General features: G+C 45.1%; 16 protein-coding genes. 11 read left to right on the top strand and 5 right to left on the bottom strand.

The features are described 5' to 3' along the window. Nucleotides 1-29 precede the first annotated feature (29 nt). A complete protein-coding gene (locus BACPLE_RS11470) occupies nucleotides 30-596 on the top strand; it encodes a Crp/Fnr family transcriptional regulator (protein ID WP_007562062.1) in 567 nt (188 codons plus the stop codon). 91 nt (nucleotides 597-687) lie between these two features. Continuing rightward, nucleotides 688-1,839, top strand: a complete 1,152-nt coding sequence (locus tag BACPLE_RS11465; protein ID WP_007562060.1) for an acyltransferase family protein — start codon at nucleotides 688-690, stop codon at nucleotides 1,837-1,839. Nucleotides 1,840-1,931: 92 nt separating this feature from the next. On the opposite strand, the gene BACPLE_RS11460 is transcribed toward BACPLE_RS11465, so the two are convergent. Further along, nucleotides 1,932-4,091: a DNA topoisomerase 3 gene (locus tag BACPLE_RS11460; RefSeq protein WP_040313084.1), complete on the bottom strand. Its 2,160-nt coding sequence runs from the start codon at nucleotides 4,089-4,091 to the stop codon at nucleotides 1,932-1,934. A 96-nt stretch (nucleotides 4,092-4,187) separates the two neighbouring features. On the opposite strand from BACPLE_RS11460, the gene BACPLE_RS11455 reads away from it, so the two are divergent. The 4 genes from BACPLE_RS11455 (at nucleotide 4,188) to BACPLE_RS11440 (ending at nucleotide 9,540) form a co-directional block, all read left to right on the top strand. Further along, nucleotides 4,188-5,816, top strand: coding sequence for an alpha-galactosidase (locus BACPLE_RS11455; protein ID WP_007562056.1), 1,629 nt, complete (start codon nucleotides 4,188-4,190; stop codon nucleotides 5,814-5,816). 60 nt (nucleotides 5,817-5,876) lie between these two features. Then, a complete protein-coding gene (locus BACPLE_RS11450) occupies nucleotides 5,877-6,554 on the top strand; it encodes a zinc metallopeptidase (RefSeq protein WP_007562054.1) in 678 nt (225 codons plus the stop codon). A gap of 82 nt (nucleotides 6,555-6,636) precedes the next feature. Further along, the gene (hisS, locus tag BACPLE_RS11445) at nucleotides 6,637-8,001 is read left to right on the top strand and encodes a histidine--tRNA ligase (RefSeq protein ID WP_007562052.1); all 1,365 of its coding nucleotides are present in this window, start codon (nucleotides 6,637-6,639) and stop codon (nucleotides 7,999-8,001) included. Nucleotides 8,002-8,130: 129 nt separating this feature from the next. Beyond that, a complete protein-coding gene (locus tag BACPLE_RS11440) occupies nucleotides 8,131-9,540 on the top strand; it encodes a DNA recombination protein RmuC (RefSeq protein WP_007562050.1) in 1,410 nt (469 codons plus the stop codon). Nucleotides 9,541-9,606: 66 nt separating this feature from the next. Here the strand turns inward: BACPLE_RS11440 and BACPLE_RS11435 are convergent, their stop codons facing one another. Continuing rightward, complete coding sequence (locus BACPLE_RS11435) at nucleotides 9,607-11,751, bottom strand: polysaccharide lyase 8 family protein (protein ID WP_040313047.1); 2,145 nt, start codon at nucleotides 11,749-11,751, stop codon at nucleotides 9,607-9,609. Between the two features lie 230 nt (nucleotides 11,752-11,981). Here BACPLE_RS11435 and BACPLE_RS11430 point away from each other — a divergent pair, with 230 nt between their 5' ends. From BACPLE_RS11430 to BACPLE_RS11420, 3 genes are all read left to right on the top strand, one after another. Continuing rightward, entirely contained in the window at nucleotides 11,982-12,254 is a 273-nt protein-coding gene (locus tag BACPLE_RS11430; RefSeq protein ID WP_007562047.1) for a co-chaperone GroES, read from the top strand. A 42-nt stretch (nucleotides 12,255-12,296) separates the two neighbouring features. Continuing rightward, complete coding sequence (gene groL, locus BACPLE_RS11425; RefSeq protein ID WP_007562045.1) at nucleotides 12,297-13,934, top strand: chaperonin GroEL; 1,638 nt, start codon at nucleotides 12,297-12,299, stop codon at nucleotides 13,932-13,934. Between the two features lie 180 nt (nucleotides 13,935-14,114). Then, the gene (locus tag BACPLE_RS11420; RefSeq protein ID WP_007562043.1) at nucleotides 14,115-14,582 is read left to right on the top strand and encodes a nucleoside deaminase; all 468 of its coding nucleotides are present in this window, start codon (nucleotides 14,115-14,117) and stop codon (nucleotides 14,580-14,582) included. Nucleotides 14,583-14,771: 189 nt separating this feature from the next. Here BACPLE_RS11420 and BACPLE_RS11415 read toward each other — a convergent pair whose 3' ends face one another. Both BACPLE_RS11415 and BACPLE_RS11410 read right to left on the bottom strand, forming a co-directional pair. Beyond that, complete coding sequence (locus BACPLE_RS11415; RefSeq protein WP_007562041.1) at nucleotides 14,772-15,275, bottom strand: NUDIX hydrolase; 504 nt, start codon at nucleotides 15,273-15,275, stop codon at nucleotides 14,772-14,774. An 18-nt stretch (nucleotides 15,276-15,293) separates the two neighbouring features. After that, nucleotides 15,294-16,511 carry an S-adenosylmethionine:tRNA ribosyltransferase-isomerase gene (locus BACPLE_RS11410; RefSeq protein WP_040313045.1) on the bottom strand — a complete coding sequence of 406 codons (1,218 nt, stop codon included), beginning with the start codon at nucleotides 16,509-16,511 and terminating at the stop codon, nucleotides 15,294-15,296. A 151-nt stretch (nucleotides 16,512-16,662) separates the two neighbouring features. Here BACPLE_RS11410 and BACPLE_RS11405 point away from each other — a divergent pair, with 151 nt between their 5' ends. Beyond that, nucleotides 16,663-17,715 (top strand): DUF2027 domain-containing protein, encoded by a 1,053-nt coding sequence (locus BACPLE_RS11405; RefSeq protein ID WP_007562037.1) that lies wholly within the window; start codon nucleotides 16,663-16,665, stop codon nucleotides 17,713-17,715. Nucleotides 17,716-17,720: 5 nt separating this feature from the next. Then, nucleotides 17,721-18,131, top strand: coding sequence for a PaaI family thioesterase (locus BACPLE_RS11400; protein WP_007562035.1), 411 nt, complete (start codon nucleotides 17,721-17,723; stop codon nucleotides 18,129-18,131). A gap of 73 nt (nucleotides 18,132-18,204) precedes the next feature. Here the strand turns inward: BACPLE_RS11400 and BACPLE_RS11395 are convergent, their stop codons facing one another. Beyond that, complete coding sequence (locus BACPLE_RS11395; protein ID WP_007562033.1) at nucleotides 18,205-19,491, bottom strand: O-acetylhomoserine aminocarboxypropyltransferase/cysteine synthase family protein; 1,287 nt, start codon at nucleotides 19,489-19,491, stop codon at nucleotides 18,205-18,207. Nucleotides 19,492-19,500: the final 9 nt, after the last annotated feature.

Here is a 19,500-nt window from a genome sequence, read left to right as displayed (position 1 = left end):
TTTTATTTATTGAAAACCAAATCTTATAAATGAAAAATATAATAGAGAGTATCAGAAAGCAATATCCGGTGTCCGATTTGACTATAAAGGAACTTGAATCCTATTTAACACCTTGCAGTTTCCCTAAAAGGTATCAACTTATAAAAGAAGGTATTTATTGTAAGTATGCTTATTTTATAGAGAAGGGTATCTTAAGAGCCTATTGGGTGGTCGATGGAGAGGAATACACTACCTCGTTCGGGGCAGAGGGATGTATTGTTTTCAGCATGGATGAATTATATTACAACAAAAAAAGCGAAGAATATGTGGAAACGCTGGAAGAAGTGGAAGCCTACAGAATCAATATAAGTGACCTCAAAAATCTTATGGAAACCAACTTGGAGTTATGCAACTGGGGGAGAATTATACATCAGAATGAATACAGACGGTTGCACAGGAGCCATAAAGAGAGGTTGTCATTACCGGCAAAAGAGCGTTATGAAGAATTTCAGAAACAATTTCCGGAAATATGCAAAAAGGTAAATCTGAAATACATTGCATCCTATTTAGGAATCACCCTTTCTACTCTCAGCAGGTTGCGAAGCAAAAGATTGTAATTTGATTTAGGACAAATTTTTAATGGATGAGATTCCCTATCTTTGCGCAATATATGAATTATAAATCCTAATCAGTTTAATTTATCCCAATATGAATCATCGAATCCCATCTTCAGCTTTTGCAGATACGAAACCGCATTATGAACTTCTTGACGGGTTGAGAGGGGTGGCTGCACTGCTTGTGGTGTTCTATCACATTTTCGAAGGTTTTTCTTTTGCCGGAGGAGGTACCCTCATTACTGTCATTAATCATGGTTATCTGGCCGTGGATTTCTTCTTTATACTTTCAGGTTTTGTCATCGGATATGCATATGATGACCGGTGGAAGAAGAACATGACATTAAAAGGCTTCTTTAAGCGGAGACTTATCCGACTCCATCCGATGATCATTATGGGGGCAATAATCGGCTGTATCGCTTTTTTTGTGCAGGGAGGAGTGAAATGGGATGGTACGCATGTAGCTACTTCTGCGGTCATGTTGGCACTTTTGCTTGCGATGTGCTTTATTCCAGCTTATCCGGGAGCGGGGTATGACGTACGCGGGAACGGAGAGATGTTTTCCTTGAACGGACCGAGCTGGTCATTGTTCTTTGAATATATAGGTAATATACTTTACGCTCTTTTCATTCATCGTTTAAGTAATAAGGCACTGACAGTATTGGTCATACTGCTCGGTTTAGGACTTTCCTGGTTTGCTTTGTTTGATGTGGTAGGTTATGGCATGATAGGAGTGGGCTGGACGCTCGACGGACTGAACTTCTGGGGAGGCATGCTGAGAATGCTGTTTCCTTTCACGTTAGGTATGCTGATTTCAAGAAATTTCCGTCCGTTCAAGATTCGAGGCGCATTCTGGATTTGCAGCATTATCCTGTTGGGACTTTTTTGTGTGCCTTATATCGAAGGTAAGTCACCTGTATGTTTGAATGGTGTGTTCGAGATGATATGTATTGCGGTGGTATTTCCTCTATTGGTGTGTATGGGGGCATCCGGCAAGACAACAGACAAGCAGTCGACCGCTATCTGTAAGTTCCTGGGAGATATATCTTATCCGCTTTATGCCATTCACTATCCTATTATGTATGTATTCTATTCATGGCTTATCGAGAAACAGTTATATACGTTGGAAGGCACCTGGCCGGTGGCCGCTGTCGTATATTTCGGAAGTATTGCATTGGCATACTTGTGCTTGAAGCTCTATGATGAACCCGTGAGAAGGTGGCTTGGGAGTAAGTTTGTGAAATGAGGATGAATAATTCTAAATGATATACAATCAATCTCCCCAAATGTCTGAATTTTTGTATCGGACATTTGGGGAGATTTTGTGATGCATTATAATTACGCTTTAAAAGGCTTGCGGAATTTACATCCGTTTTTCCACTGAGAGCATCCGTAGGCCGTCTTTCCCTTGATAATGATGCCCGTGCCGCATACGGGACAGGCTTTTCCTAGGATACTGTCATCGGCAGGTAGGTTGTCTTCCTTAGGTGCTTCGGGAGTGGCTGCTTTCTTGCTGGCCCGTGGCTTGCGGGAAGCCGCTTTTTTCTTGGGCTCTTCTTCACCGTTTTTAGGGGCAGCTGCTTTTTTCAGCGGGATTTTAGGGCTGTCATCAGTCGTAACGGTCACACGGCGGTTGCTGTTGTCACGCAGTACGCTGTAAACTATTTCGGTGACCATCTGCTTCAATTCAGCTAAGAAGGTACCCGCATCGTAACTTTTTCGCTCGATTTCGCGCAATTTCTTTTCCCAGATACCGGTCAGTTCGGCCGATTTCAGCAATTCTTCGTGAATCAACTGAATCAGCTCCACCCCGGTAGGCGTAGCAATCAGATTTTTGCGTTCCTTGCGGATGTAATGCCGTTTGAACAAGGTCTCGATAATGGCTGCACGGGTAGAAGGGCGACCAATGCCGTTTTCTTTCAGGGCATCCCGCAGTTCATCGTTATCCACTAGCTTTCCGGCGGTTTCCATGGCACGCAGTAAGGTGGCTTCGGTGTAGGGACGAGGTGGTTGTGTCCATTTCTCATTGAGCATCGGGCTATGCGGACCGCTTTCTCCTTTGGTGAAAGCAGGTAATACGCTTTCTTCCTCATTTTCTTTCCCTTCCTCCGGAACGTCCTTGGCAAAGATTACGCGCCAGCCGGGTTCCAGAATCTGCTTTCCGGTTACTTTGAACTCTATCTGGTCTGCTTCACCGATGACGGTGGTGGTAGAAAACTTACAGTCGGGATAGAACACGGCGATGAAACGGCGGGCAATCAGGTCGAACACCCGTTTTTCCATGTCGCTGAGGCCCTGCGGTTGTACCCCAGTGGGGATGATGGCATGGTGGTCGGTCACCTTGCTGTTATCGAATACTTTTTTCGATTTAATCAATGGTTTTCCGCTTAATGCAGTCGTGTAAACGGCATAGTCTTTCAATCCTTCCAGAATTTTAGGGCACTTGGGATAAATGTCGTCACTCAGGAAAGTGGTATCCACACGCGGATAGGTAGCCACCTTCTTTTCATATAATGACTGAATGAGCTGCAAGGTCATGTCGGCCGAGTAGCTGAATTTTTTATTACATTCTACCTGTAAAGAAGTCAGGTCGAACAGGCGAGGAGGCGCCTCCGTACCTTTCTTGGAACTGACTTCGGTGACGGTAAAGTCTACATTCCGGATGCGTTCCAGTAACTCCTTTCCGGTCTGTTCGTCGGTAATCTGCGGAATGCCCCGGTTGGTATCGGGTTGTGTTTTCTTCTTGGTCGAAGGGTTCTCTTTTTCCTTTTCAGCTTCTTCAGCCAGTTCCTCATCGCTCTTTCGTACGATGGCCGAGAACACCGTATCGCGGTAGACCGTTTTCAGTTCCCAGTATTGCTTGGGTACGAAGTGTTCGATTTCCTGCTGTCTTTTTACAATCAGGGCCAGAGTCGGAGTCTGTACTCGTCCGATGGAAAGTACCTGCTTGTTCTGCCCGTATTTCAAGGTGTATAATCGGGTGGCATTCATGCCCAAAGTCCAGTCCCCGATGGCACGGCTTAGTCCGGCTTCGTAGAGCGGCTGGAACTCTGCCTGGTCCTTCAGATTGGCAAATCCGTCGCGTATAGCTTCTTCCGTCAGTGAGGAAATCCAGAGTCGTTTGACCGGGCATTTGGCACCGGCCTTTTGCATTACCCACCGCTGAATGAGTTCTCCTTCCTGGCCGGCATCCCCGCAGTTGATAATCATTTCAGCTTCCTGCATCAGTTTTTCGATGATGTGAAACTGCTTTTCAATTCCGCTGTCGTTTATCAGCTTGATTCCGAAGCGGGGAGGAATCATGGGCAGGCTGCTCAGACTCCAGCTTTTCCACGAGGGAGTATATTCGTGCGGTTCCTTCAGGGTACACAGATGACCGAATGTCCAGGTTACCTGGTATCCGTTTCCTTCAATGTATCCTTCTTTTCGGTTTTTGACTCCCAGTACATCGGCAATGTCGCGTGCCACGCTGGGTTTTTCGGCTATGCAAACTATCATGGTCTTTCTTTCAATACGGAGCAAAATTACGTAAAGTTGCCTGAATAGAAAAATAAAATCTTTATCTTTGGTCACCACAATGAAAAGATTCATACCATGAAAAACTATTTATGTAAATGTTACTTTTTTATTATTGCCTTAGGAGGATGGGGAGTGTTGCATGCAGAGGAACGGTCTTTAGATGCCGTGGAGCCTCCTTTAATGGGGTGGAGTTCGTGGAACACTTATCGGGTGAATATAAATGAAGCGTTGATTTGTAAGCAAGCTGATGCGATGGTTGAACAGGGATTGCAGGCTGCCGGTTATTCTTATGTAAATATTGATGATGGATTTTTCGGCTATCGCGATAAAGAAGGATTGCTACACACGCATGACCAACGTTTTCCCAACGGAATCAAACCTGTGGCGGATTATATTCATTCGAAAGGATTAAAAGCCGGTATTTATTCGGATGCCGGAAGCAATACGTGCGGTTCTATCTGGGATAATGACCGAAATGGAGTAGGGGTAGGATTGTATGGCTTTGAACGGCAGGATGCTGACTTATACTTTAATAAATGGGGATTTGATTTTATAAAGATAGATTATTGCGGAGCTTTGCAATTGGATTTGGATGAAAGAAAACGATATACAGAGATTGTAGAAGCGATTCGGGAGGTGTGTCCGCGAAATATATCAGTGAATATCTGTCGGTGGGCTTATCCGGGTACTTGGGTGAAAGATTTGGCACGTTCGTGGAGAATCAGTCCGGATATATCTCCGAAGTGGGAATCCGTACGTTCTATTATTTATAAGAATCTTTATCTCTCAGCTTATGCGGGTGAAGGGCATTACAATGATATGGATATGCTGGAGATAGGGCGGGGGTTAAATCCGGAGGAAGAAGAAGTTCATTTTGGCATGTGGTGTATCATGAGTTCACCGTTGCTCATCGGATGTGACCTGACTCGTATACCGGAAGCTTCGCTGGAGTTATTGAAGAATCCAGAGTTGATAGCATTAAATCAAGATCCTTTGGGGCTGCAAGCTTATGTAGTGCAGCATGCGGGAGATGGGTATGTACTTGTAAAAGATATAGAACAGAAACGTGGGAAGGTGCGTGCGGTAGCATTGTATAATCCTTCAGATAAACCGTGCACTTTTATTGTACCTTGTATGGATTTAGAATTGGGAGGAACGGTGAAGGTGCGTGATTTGATTCGCAGGCGTAATGAAAAATCTGTAAAGTTGGAATTGAAATATGAAGTGCCGGCTCATGGGGTAAAGATTCTCCGTGTGGAAGGTGAACAACGCCTGGAACCGGTTCGCTATGAGGCAGAGCAGGCGTATTTGAATCTGTTTGATGATTTGGCTAAACGTGAACGTGTTGTGGGGTATAAACCCTACGATGGAGCTTCAGGGGGTATGGTTGTGAGTAATTTAGGAGGTTCTCGTGACAATTATGCTGAATGGAAAGAAGTGTATAGTAAGCGAGGGGGAAAGTATCTGATGCACATTGCATACGTTCCTACAGGCAAGAAAGACCGTGAGATTAATGACCGGATATTGGAAGTAGAGATAAATGGTAATCGTGTCGTAGTAGATAACCTGAAGAAAGATTCAGAAACTGTAGCTACAATAGAGGTTCCGGTAGAGTTGAAACCGGGATACAATGTGGTTAGAATGTCAAGCCGCCTGACATGGACACCTGACATTGATTGCTTTACATTGGAGCGTGTAAACTGACATAATTTTTTGGCAAGGTTTTTGCAGGGTATTAAGATATAATATTAAAATAGAAAGAATATGTTGATTTGGATTGTATTTATAGGTATTGCGATTATCAGTTACCTGGTTCAGGCAAACCTGAAGAGTAAATTTGAAAAATATTCCCAGATGCCGTTGACCAATGGCATGACAGGAAGGGAAGTGGCAGAAAAGATGCTGCGTGATAACGGTATTTACGACGTGACGGTGACCAGTACATCGGGAATGTTGACCGACCATTATAACCCGATGAACAAGACGGTAAATTTGAGTGAAGGGGTCTACGGTAGTACAAGTGTGGCTGCGGCAGCTGTAGCGGCTCACGAGTGTGGGCATGCGGTACAGCATGCGCGAGGGTATGCGCCTTTACGTATGCGTTCGGCTTTGGTTCCGGTGGTACAGTTTTCTTCTTCCATCGTATCTTGGGTGTTGTTAGCTGGTATTCTGATGGTCAACTCTTTTCCTCAGCTGCTGCTTATCGGTATCTGTCTGTTTGCCATGACCACGTTGTTCAGTTTTATTACCCTTCCGGTAGAAATTGATGCAAGCCGTCGGGCGTTGGTATGGTTGAGTAGTGCTGGAATTACCAATGCGTTTAATCATCAGCAGGCTACGGATGCCTTGAAGTCGGCTGCCTATACGTATGTAGTAGCTGCCTTGGGTTCACTGGCTACGCTGATTTACTACGTAACGATTTATATGAATCGTCGCGAGTAAGCATGAAATCCTTTCGTTTTGTATGTGGAAGGTAGAAATTTTATTCGTATTTTTGCTCCGTTAATTTAAAGACTGATTCATTATGGCAACAAAACCAAGTATACCTAAAGGAACAAGAGACTTTTCGCCGGTAGAAATGGCGAAACGTAACTATATATTCAACACCATTCGTGAGGTATTCTATCGCTACGGCTTTCAGCAGATAGAAACTCCTTCTATGGAAAACCTGTCTACCTTGATGGGTAAGTACGGGGAGGAAGGCGATAAGCTGCTTTTCAAGATTCAGAATTCAGGTGACTATTTTTCTGGACTGACAGATGAAGAACTGTTGAGCCGCAATGCAGCAAAATTGGCCAGCAAATTCTGTGAAAAAGGTTTGCGATATGACCTGACAGTTCCTTTTGCGCGTTACGTGGTAATGCACCGTGATGAAATCACTTTCCCGTTTAAGCGTTTCCAGATTCAGCCGGTATGGCGTGCCGACCGTCCGCAGAAGGGACGTTATCGTGAATTCTATCAATGTGATGCCGACGTGGTGGGCAGTAACTCTCTGCTGAATGAGGTGGAACTGGTGCAGATGATTGATGCCGTGTTCCAGAAATTCGGTATCCGTGTTTCCATCAAGATTAATAACCGTAAGATTCTGACAGGTATTGCAGAAATTATCGGAGAAGCCGACAAGATTGTAGATATTACAGTAGCTATCGACAAGCTGGATAAAATTGGTTTGGACAATGTAAATGCGGAACTGGCATCAAAAGGTATTCCGCAGGAAGCCATCGATAAGTTGCAGCCGATTATTCTGTTGAGCGGTTCGAACGAAGAAAAAATAGCTACGTTGAAGAATGTGCTGGCTGCCAGTGAGACAGGCTTGAAGGGGGTAGAAGAAAGTGAATTTATCCTGAAGACAATAGCCGGACTGGGTATTCAGTCGGAAGTGGAACTGGATCTGACACTGGCTCGCGGACTGAACTATTATACGGGTGCTATCTTTGAAGTGAAGGCGCTGGATGTACAGATTGGTAGTATCAGTGGAGGTGGTCGTTACGATAACCTGACCGGTGTGTTCGGTATGGAAGGTATGTCGGGAGTGGGTATCTCGTTCGGTGCTGACCGTATTTACGACGTACTGAACCAGTTGGATTTGTATCCGAAAGAAGCGGTGAATGGTACACAGTTGCTGTTTGTCAACTTTGGCGAAGCTGAGGCTGCGTATGTATTGCCGGTATTGGCACAGGTACGTGCGGCTGGTATTCGTGCAGAAATCTACCCGGATGCTGCCAAAATGAAGAAACAGATGAGCTATGCCAATGCAAAGATGGTACCGTTTGTAGCTATTGTGGGTGAAAATGAAATGAAAGAAGGAAAAGTCATGCTGAAGAATATGACGAGTGGCGAACAGTCGCTGGTTACTCCGGACGAACTGGTAGCTGCCATCAACGGATAAGCGTGAGCGATTAATTATAAATAAAAAGAACACGGGTTTCACGGAAGAAGGCAGAAGAGGCAGATACTTCGGACTTCTGTTTCGTGAAACCTGTGTTTTTTATAGGCGTTTCGAAAATTTATAGAGGATATGGATATTGTATATTTGGTTGTTGGCGTGGTAGTCGGAGGATTGCTGGGCTATTTGTGGGCTGCGAGGAAGTCGGTTTCTTTGCGGTCGGAGTTACAGATGAACCAGCAGCATGCCCAGGATTTGCTGAAGGCGGAAAAAGAACGTACTGAATTGCTGACAGAGCAGTATCGGAAGGAAACAGAGAGGTTGCGTGGACAGCTGGATGAACTTTCAGGGAAATGGGCAGAGATAGGCCGGGCACTGGCTACTTCACAGGCAGAACGTCGTAACTTGGAAGAGCGTCTGGAGAACCAGAAAGAGGAAGTGGAGAAGTTACGGAAGCAACTGAATACGGAGTTCGAGAACATGGCCAACCGGATTTTCCAGCAGAAGACAGAGGCATTTAACCGGCTTAGTTCGGAAACCTTGAGTAACCTGTTGAAACCTTTCGGAGAGAATTTGAAAGAATTCAAGCATCAGGTGGAAGAGGTGTACGATAAAGAGTCCAAGCAGCGTTTTTCTTTGGAAGACCGTATCAAGGAACTGATGCAGCTGAACAAGCAGATTAGCGACGATGCCAATAACCTGACCCGCGCTTTGAAAGGAGATTCCAAGATGCAGGGAAACTGGGGTGAAATGATATTGGAGACTATCTTGGAAAATTCCGGTCTGAGAGAAGGAGAAGAATATTTCCGTCAGGAATTTTTAAAAGATGAACATGGTGAACCGCTCAAAAATGAATTGGGACAGCGGATGCAGCCTGATGTGTTAGTTGTATATCCGGATAACCGTCAGGTAATTATTGACTCTAAAGTATCGCTTACGGCATATGCGAGCTATGTAGCTTGTGAGGATGCCGTGCAACGCGAACAGTACTTGAAAGCACACTTAGCTTCTGTGAAAGCTCACATTGATGAGTTGAGCCGGAAGGATTATTCCAGCTACAATGTGTCTTCGTTGGATTTTGTGATGATGTTTGTGCCCAATGAACCGGCTTATCTGTTGGCCTTGCAGGCCGATCCGGACATCTGGAATTATGCTTATCAGAAGAAGGTCGTGTTGATTAGTCCGACCAACCTGATTGCAGCGCTTCGATTGGCCTTGGATTTATGGAAGCGGGAGTATCAGGTGAAAAATATTCAGGACATCATCAAGCGAGGAACGGTGCTTTATGAAAAACTGGTAGGGTTTACCGAGACTTTCGAAAAGATTGGAGATTCTTTGCAGGCAGCTTCCACGGCTTACAAGAATGCGTTGGGGCAGCTTTCGCAGGGGAAGGGCAACCTGATTCGTCAGGCGGATATGCTGACGGAATTGGGCATCACTTCGAAAAAGAAGTTCTCCTCCCGTATCCGGCAGGAAGTCGACAAAAGTATTACGCCGGTGACTCCTGCAAGAGATTTGTTTTCAGAGTCGGAAGAACAATAAAAAGAAGAAGCTCCATGGCCTTGAGCTGGGTGTGCCATGGAGCTTCTTTTTTGTCTCACATTGAGATTAAAGTTTTACAGTGTATTGCTTGGTAGCTCCTGCATAAATGCCTGTTTGGCTGAAGTCGGCTGTGAGAACTTGTTTCTTCTTACCGATTTTCAGTTCCACTTGAATGGGCGACTGAGTTTGTCCCGGGTCGGCAATATGCAGATTGACCGATTTAGCGTTGATGTCTTTTACCATCAATACGCATGGCTTGTCTACGGTAACACTCAATTCTTTATGTTTGAAAGTACCAGCTTCGAAGAAAGTCACCATCCAGACATTCAGTTTAGTATTTCGAACAGCCTGAATTTTCGGATTGTTCGACAGTATTTCAATGGCATTTTTTTTCTGATAGGCCTTCATCTCTTGTGCAGAAGTTTTGCCTGGCACTACAATGTAAGCGTATGAGCCGTCTTTCGGACCCACACCGTGGTTGATACCCAATGTGAAGACATCCATCTTTTCTTCTTTTTTCGACTTGCTGGTGTTGATGTCATACCAGCGTCCGCTCTGTGTCTGGGCTGTCAGGAACACTTCTTCTTTCTGTGGGAAGAAATAACCGATTTTGTCATGCAATACCCATTGCGGAGCTTGTAGAGTATGGCTTCCGTTTGCCAGGGTTTCTTCTTTATCTCCTTTGTCTACCAGGATGCCGCCTTTCAAGAAGCACTGGTTGACTGTGGTGTGTACAGGATAAGTAGATGTAGATTGAATTCCAGCTCCCAGGCATACTACTTCGTTATCGAAGAAGTACCAGCTTTTCTTGGCTCCGGTGTTTACTTCAGGATTGGTGTCCATATAGGCGTATGCTGTAGCTCCATAAATGCTGTCGGAAACTCCTCCTGCGTATGTGGAAGTTCCTAACACACCCCATGCTTTCGGGTCCATTGGTACTTTTTCCAGCTGAGGAGCAGTTGTACCCGGAATATGGCACCAGTTCCATACCGGGAAGATGTTAAAGTATTCATCTCCAGTTTGCGTAATATTGGTACATCCGTCGGACATGAAATAGGTTTTCAGGTTTTCTTTGTTGCCGTATTCACATTTCTTAGTGCGTGTAGAAGCCAAACGTACGTCAAAGTTATACTGAGGGCGCACATGCAATGAGTAGTCACCACGGAAATAATGGGTATGTGAAGCAGTTACCTGATAGTCGGCTGGCTGCTTTCGATTCAGACGTGCGATAATGGCCTTGTATTCATCGGCATGAGTTGGATCGATATCTATCATCCGTTTGGCGTAAGTGGCAGTGGTTCGTTTGTTCAGCAATCCCGGTCGGCTGACACTTCGTCCTACTACATCGAATGACATGTTCTGACCACGTACGGCACGATAATAAGTTTCACGCATGAATTTGCTGAGCAGCTCTACTTTCTCTTTATCAAGTTGGTACTGCGTTCCTAATGCATAGGAAGCCACTTGAGTGACACCTTTGAGTATCTCATCTCCATAACCTCCAATGTACAATTGTTCTCCGTGCTGGAAATAACTGTTGTCATGTTGGAAGCCTTCTTCTGTGGTATATACCACCGGATTGAAAACGTTGTCGATAGCCGTTTTCAGATCAGCTTCATTCTGTGTCAGGCAAGAACGATAAATCCAATGCAAAGCAATATCCGTACGATTGGCACCTGTCCATTTAGCCGGGTCTCCACCTGTTTCCTGAATCCGTTTCAGTATTTTTGTTTCCAGTTCTTGAGGAATCTGTTTTTTCCCGATACGCATTTGAATGAGCAGTACACCGAGTTTCTGTGGCTCAGAAATCTGATTGTGCCACCAGTTATCACTTTCGGAATCTACATCATACCAGTATTCCAATCCTTTGACGATTTTCTGGTATAAATCTTCGTTCTGATAGTATTTGTTTTTTTCGTTGGTATATGCATAGCCGAAATCGGACAAACGTTCTATGTGTTTGATAGGAGTCCAGTTGGTCATTTGAGTATCATCATAATCAATGTCACTAAATGAACCGTTTTCTTGAAACAAGGCTAGATTTTTGTCTATGGAAGGGTTTTTAATAGTCGTATTGCGGATTTTTTCCATAAACATTTCGTAGTCATTGTTTCGTTGGTCGGGTGCTTGTGTGAAAATAGAAGCCCATCCCGTAGCCATTGTGCAGGAAAGTGCAGTGGCTAAAGTAAGCGTTTTTAAAGGTCTGTTCATATATTTATTATGTTAGGTTCAGGTGGTAAAGATAGTTATTTTTCGAAATATCTCCAATAATGGATTTTGTTACGTGTAAGGTCGGGTGTCAGATTTGTCAGTATAATGGCCAGGACTGTCAGGTTGCTTATGTCAGAATGTCAGTCTTTTGCTTTGGCACGCTTTTCGCAGAAAGATAGGTGCTTTAACGCATTTGATAAACGATAAAATATAAACTAAATTATAGCATTATGAACATTAAACCATTAGCAGACAGAGTCCTGATTCTTCCGGCTCCTGCAGAAGAAAAAACAATCGGTGGTATCATTATTCCTGACACAGCGAAAGAAAAACCGTTGCAGGGTGAAGTAGTGGCAGTAGGCCATGGCACTAAAGACGAAGAAATGGTCTTGAAAGTAGGTGATACTGTATTGTATGGTAAATATTCTGGTACTGAAATCGAATACGAAGGTGTGAAGTATTTGATGATGCGTCAGAGCGATGTACTGGCAGTTTTGGGATAATTTAGGTAATTAACGAATTTAAGATTAGAAAGGAAATTCACTATGGCAAAAGATATTCTCTTCAACATTGACGCTCGCGATCAGTTGAAAAAAGGTGTAGACGAACTGGCTAATGCAGTGAAAGTAACACTGGGTCCGAAAGGCCGTAATGTAATCATCGAAAAGAAATTCGGTGCTCCTCACATTACAAAGGATGGTGTAACTGTAGCAAAAGAAGTGGAATTGAGCGATCCGTTCCAGAATACAGGTGCTCAGCTGGTAAAATCAGTTGCTTCTAAGACGGGTGATGATGCGGGTGATGGTACAACTACTGCTACTGTATTGGCTCAATCAATCGTAGGTGTTGGTTTGAAGAACGTAACTGCCGGTGCAAATCCGATGGATTTGAAACGTGGTATTGACAAGGCTGTGGCAAAAGTTGTGGAATCTATCAAGGCTCAGTCTGAAACTGTAGGTGATAACTACGACAAGATTGAACAGGTTGCTACAATTTCTGCAAACAATGATCCGGTTATCGGTAAGTTGATTGCGGATGCAATGCGCAAGGTTTCTAAAGACGGTGTTATTACTATCGAAGAAGCTAAGGGTACAGATACTACAATCGGCGTGGTAGAAGGTATGCAGTTTGACCGTGGTTACTTGTCTGCTTACTTTGTAACTGATACTGAAAAGATGGAGTGCGTGATGGAACATCCGTATATCCTGATTTACGATAAGAAGATTTCTAACTTGAAAGATTTCTTGCCTATCTTGGAACCGGCTGTACAGAGCGGACGTCCTTTGTTGGTTATCGCAGAAGATGTAGACAGCGAAGCGTTGACTACTTTGGTAGTTAACCGTCTGCGTGGTCAGTTGAAGATTTGTGCTGTGAAGGCTCCGGGCTTCGGTGACCGTCGTAAGGCTATGTTGGAAGATATTGCCGTATTGACTGGTGGTGTAGTTATCAGCGAAGAAAAAGGTTTGAAACTGGAACAGGCTACACTCGAAATGTTGGGTACTTGCGACAAAGTAACTGTTTCTAAGGAAAACACTACTATCGTAAACGGTGCAGGTCAGAAAGAATTGATTCAGGAACGTATCAACCAGATTAAGGCTGAAATCAAGAACTCTACTTCTGATTACGATAAAGAAAAATTGCAGGAACGTCTGGCTAAATTGTCAGGTGGTGTAGCAGTTCTTTACGTAGGTGCTGCCAGCGAAGTGGAAATGAAAGAAAAGAAAGACCGTGTAGATGATGCCTTGTGTGCAACTCGTGCCGCTATCGAAGAAGGTATCGTACCGGGTGGTGGTGTAACTTACATCCGTGCCATCGATGCATTGGAAGGCTTGAAAGGTGACAATGCAGATGAAACTACAGGTATCGAAATCATCAAGCGTGCCATCGAAGAACCGCTTCGTCAGATTGTAGCTAACGCTGGTAAGGAAGGTGCGGTTGTAGTACAGAAAGTACGTGAAGGTAAAGGTGACTTTGGTTACAATGCCCGTACAGATGTATACGAACACTTGCATGCTGCCGGTGTAGTTGATCCTGCAAAGGTTACTCGTGTAGCATTGGAAAATGCCGCTTCTATCGCAGGTATGTTCCTGACTACAGAATGTGTCATTGTAGAAAAGAAGGAAGAAAAACCTGAAATGCCGATGGCTGCTCCAGGAATGGGTGGCATGGGCGGTATGATGTAATCTTCCCCTTTCAGATATAAAGTAAATCCCAGTCGGAATTTCCGGCTGGGATTTTTTTTTTGATAAAGAATCTGCAAAATTTATATATAGCTTTCGTGAGGTGATTCAAAAAGTTTGGATTATTCTATTGTTTTGTGTATTTTCATCAAGTTTTTTACGAATTACTAAAAATAATATGGTATGACGAAAGAAGAATTGATGCGTAAGGCTATTGAGTTGTCAGTGAAGAATGTAGCTGAGGGTGGCGGTCCTTTTGGTGCTGTCATTGCAAAGGACGGTGAGATTGTAGCTACGGGAGTGAACCGTGTGACGCCGGATTGCGACCCGACTGCCCATGCAGAAGTAAGTGCCATCCGTGCGGCAGCTAAGAAACTGGGTACATTCGACTTGAGCGGTTGTGAGATATATACTTCTTGTGAGCCATGTCCCATGTGCTTAGGTGCAATCTATTGGGCACATCTGGACCGTATGTATTATGGAAATAACAAGCACGATGCGGCAGCTATCGGCTTTGACGATGCCTTTATTTATGAGGAACTGGATTTGAAACCGGCGGAAAGACGTCTGCCCTCAGAAGTTTTGTTGCCGGAAGAAGCTATTCGGGCTTTTCAGGACTGGACTGAAAAAACGGATAAGGTGGAATACTAAAATGATTGGATAATAAGGCTGTAATGTCTTTATATTTTTTATGTTTCCCACGGCGGAACCGTACGTTTTTCATATCGGAAACGTAGGGTTTCGCTGTGGGAAACTTATGTTTTTCTTAGGGGAAACCTAATAGGTATGAGAATGTTTTTCAGAAAAGTGAGTAACGTTTTCTGATTACTTGTATTTTTGTTATTTCTGATTTAGAACTGTAGTGAATTCTCGTTCAAAATTGGGCGTGAAAACGTTTTTCCCTAAATTTTGCCGGATTTCATCCAGTGGCCAGAAACGTCCTCCTGCCAGTTCTTCACTGGGAGAGATGGGACTGTCGAATACGGTCTTGTGCGAAAATACCAGTTCTTTTTCCCGGTCTGATTCAAATACATAATGTGTCAGCAGCTGAGAAGTAAAATCGGAAATGCCGAGTTCCTCTCCGGCTTCCCGTTTCAGTGCCATTTCCACGCTTTCTCCCAAGTCTACATGTCCTCCTACGGAGGTATCCCATTTCCCCGGTTGGATGTCTTTCCATTCCGGACGTTTTTGCAGATACAATTCTCCTTTGCTGTTGAATACATGCAAGTGAACCACCGGATGCAGTAGTTTGCTGCCGTTGTGGCATTCTCCTCGGGTAGCCGCACCTGTGATGTTTCCTTCTTCGTCTACGATGGGAAACATTTCTTCGCTATTGTCTGTCATTGTCTCTTCTGTTTGGGGTTAAGGGATGAGTAAAGATGAATCTCCGTAGCTTAGGAAGCGGAAATCATGCGCCAGCGCGTAATCGTAGATGGGACGCCAGTTTCCTTTCACAAAAGCAGAGACCAGTAACAACAGGGTGCTTTGCGGCTGGTGGAAGTTGGTGACCATTTTCTTGACGATATGGTAATTGTATCCCGGTGCAATGATAATCTGTGTACTGGTGTGCAGTGCATCGAGCTGGTTCCGGTTCATGTAGTCGAGTATCTGTTGCAGGGCTTCTGTGGTACTTAATTCCGGATGAGTTTCGTAGGGTTGCCATTGCTGTACGTGCAGTTCCTGCTGGCTGGCATCGGGGTGCTGTGACAAAGTGACACCGATGTAGTAAAGACTCTCCAGTGTACGGACAGAAGTGGTTCCTACTGCCACGGCTTCACCTCCATGTGCTAAGAGTTTCTCTATGGTTCCACGGTTTACGGAAATGTATTCCGTATGCATTTCGTGGCCTTCTATTTCTTCGCTTTTCACCGGTTTGAAAGTGCCGGCTCCAACGTGTAGGGTGACTTCTTCCAAATCCACTCCTTTTTCTTTGAGAGCGTTTAATACGCGTTCCGTGAAATGCAGACCAGCTGTAGGGGCGGCTACGGAACCTTTTATCTTCGAGTAGACGGTCTGGTAAGTTTCCTTGTCGCTTTCTTGTGTCTCTCTGTTCAGGTAGGGAGGAATGGGCAGCTCACCAAAGAATTCCAGAATGTCGGCAAAGGTTACTTCCGGATTGTCCCAGGTGAAATCAATCCAGTGGCTGGTGCCGTGACATTCTCCGCGGGTGGCAGTCAGTGTCAGGGTTTTGCCTTTGACTGTCATTTCCTTGTGCAGAGGCCCTTCTTTCCATTTCTTCAGGTTGCCAATCATGCAGAGCCAGGCAGCATGCTGGGTTTGCTGGAAGTTGAGTACATAGTCGTTGGGCTTGATGGGCTCCAGACAGAAAATCTCAATCAGTGCGCCGGTTTCCTTGCGGAAGTGCAGACGTGCCTGAATGACTTTCGTGTTGTTGAAAATCATGAGGGTACCGGGCTCCAGGTAGTCAGGAAGGGAGGTGAAATGTGTTTCACTGATTTGTCCGTGCTGATACACCAGCAGCTTGGACTGGTCGCGGACTGGCAGCGGAAATTTAGCGATGCGTTCATCCGGTAGCGGATAGTTGTAGTCGCTAATCTTTATATGTTTTGTTTCTTCCATGTCGTTTATTTTTTTGCAAAAGTACAACAAATAGCAGAATCCTCCTAACATAATAATTTTTTCGTGGACTTCCTTTTGCAGACTGCTGAATAATTTCCATATTCCGTGGAAAGTCGTTACATTTGTGAGTGTAATAAATTGAAGACAGATTATGAAAATAGGAGATAAAGTACGCTTCCTGAGTGAAGTAGGCGGTGGCATTGTCCGGGGATTTCAAGGAAAGGACATTGCCTTGGTGGAAGGAGAAGATGGTTTTGAAATTCCTATGCTGATTAGGGAGTGTGTGGTGATACAGACCGACGATTATAACATCCCGTTGAAATCTACAGCTAAGCCTTCTGCACCGGAAGTTGAAGAAGAAGAGGAGGAAGAGGAAAAGCCGATAACTTATCGGGCACCTGAAATCCGTGGAAATGATGTACTGAATGTATTTCTGGCCTACGTGCCGCAGGATGTAAAATCCATATCCTCTACTGCGTTTGATGCCTATCTGGTGAATGACAGTAACTATTTTATTGATTATTTGTATCTTTCGGCAGAAGGTAAGAGCTGGACTTTACGCAGCCGGGGAACGGTGAAACCGAACATGAAGATGCATCTGGAAGAGTTTGAAAAGAGTGCATTGAACGGTATGGAGCGTGTGGCCGTACAGCTTCTGGCTTACAAAGATGACCGTACCTTCTTACTGAAACAGGCGGTGAATCAGGAGTTGCGCATTGATACGGTGAAGTTCTACAAGTTGCATACTTTCCAGTCTTCCGACTTTTTTGAGGAACCGGCCTTGATTTATGAGATTGTCAAGGATGATGAAACGGTAAAGCAGGTATATGTTTCGGCCGATGACATCAAGAATGCATTGTTGCAGAAGAACGTGCAGGACGTACCGGCAAAGTTGCAGAAAAAGCTGCACGTGGTGAAGAATGAAATTGTGGAGGTTGACCTGCATATCCATGAACTGCTGGATGACACTACCGGTATGGGAAATGCCGAAATGCTAAATTATCAGCTGGATGTGTTCCGCAAGACATTGGAGGAATACAAGCAGAAGAAAGGGCAGCGGATTGTGTTTATCCATGGCAAGGGAGACGGTGTATTGCGTCGGGCTATTTTGGATGAGTTGAAACGCAAATACAAGACTTATCAATGGCAGGATGCTTCTTTCCGTGAATATGGTTTCGGGGCTACAATGGTTACAATTCATTAAAAGATATGGGAACGTTAAAAGAAATGCTGGCGGCCGACCGTTTTGCGGCTGAAGCAGGAGTGGAATTACTGGAAATCAGTCCGGGATATGCCAAAGCCCGGATGAAGGTGACTGAAAAGCATCTGAACGCCGGAGGAGTTTGTCAGGGAGGTGCATTGTTTACATTGGCCGATTTGGCATTTGCCGCTGTGGCCAATAGCCGTGGACGTCTGACTTTGTCACTGAATGCCAATATTACTTTTCTGCGTGCGATCAGTGAGGGCTATGTATATGCGGAGGCTACTGAGACGTTCAATCATGGAAGGGTACCTTTCATTGAAGTGCGTCTGGTGGATGAGCAACAACAGTTGATTGCGGTACTGACCAGTTCCGGATACCGAAAAAGCGAAGAATTGAATATCGACGAACTGGAATAAATTTGCCGTATAAAAGAATATGTCAAACGGAGAATACTTGTTACTGAATGGGCATTCTCCGTTTGTTTTTTTGTTAGATTTGTTCAAGGGCCTGACTCAGGTCGGCAAGCAAATCTTCAATGTGCTCGGTACCGATGGAAAGACGGATGGTAGACTGTGTGATGCCTTGTTCTGCCAGTTCCTGGTCGTTGAGCTGGGAGTGTGTCGTACTGGCCGGGTGGATGACCAGCGATTTGACATCAGCTACATTGGCCAGCAGGGAGAATATCTCTAGGTGGTCGATGAAGCGGTGCGCTTCCGTGCGTCCGCCCTGGATTTCAAACGTAAAGATAGAGCCGGCTCCTTTGGGGAAATATTTCTGATAAAGGGCCGGGGAAGTGTGCTCAGGAAGGGACGGATGGTTGACCTTCTTCACTTTAGGATGGTGCTGCAGGAAGTCTACTACCTTCAGCGCATTCTCTACGTGGCGTTCCACTCTGAGCGAGAGGGTTTCCAGTCCTTGCAGAAGGAGGAAGGCATTGAACGGACTGATGGCGGCTCCGGTATCGCGTAACAGAATGGCACGTATTCGGGTGATATAGGCCGCAGGACCTGCCACATCGGCAAAGCAAAGTCCGTGGTAACATGGGTCGGGGCTTGTCAGTTGGGGGAATTTACCGGAAGCTTTCCAGTCGAATTTGCCGGAATCCACAATGATACCTCCTAATGATGTGCCGTGTCCTCCGATAAACTTTGTGGCAGAATGTATAACGATGTCGGCACCATGTTCAATGGGGCGCAGCAGATAAGGAGTGGCAAATGTGTTGTCAATCAGTAAAGGAATCTGATGACAGTGAGCTATTTCTGCAATGCGGGCGATGTCGACAAGCGTGCAGTTCGGATTTCCTAAACCTTCAATGAATATCGCCTTGGTATTAGGCTGGATGGCCTGTTCCACGTTTGCCGGTTCTTCTGCGTCTACAAAAGTGGTGTGTATCCCACGGCTGGGGAAAGTATGTGCCAGCAGGTTGTAAGTTCCTCCATAAATGGTACGGGCCGATACAATATGGTCACCGGTGCGCGTGATATTTTCAAATGCATAACTGATGGCGGCCGCTCCGGAGGCTACGGCCAGGGCAGCTACTCCTCCTTCCAATGCAGCTACTCGCTGTTCCAGTACACTTTGGGTGGGATTGGTCAGTCGGCCATAGATATTTCCGCTGTCTTCTAGACTGAAGCGGGCGGCCGCATGGGCCGAGTCATGAAAGACGTACGAAGTCGTCTGATAGATGGGGACTGCTCGTGCATCGGTCGCCGGATCGGGATTTTCTTGTCCCACATGTAACTGAAGGGTTTCGAAGTGTAGCTTAGTTTTATCCATAGTCGTAAG

The organism is Phocaeicola plebeius DSM 17135, assembly GCF_000187895.1.
GTDB lineage: Bacteria > Bacteroidota > Bacteroidia > Bacteroidales > Bacteroidaceae > Phocaeicola > Phocaeicola plebeius.
Note: the sequence above shows the minus strand (reverse complement) of the source record. Positions and strands in the feature narration are given on the sequence as shown.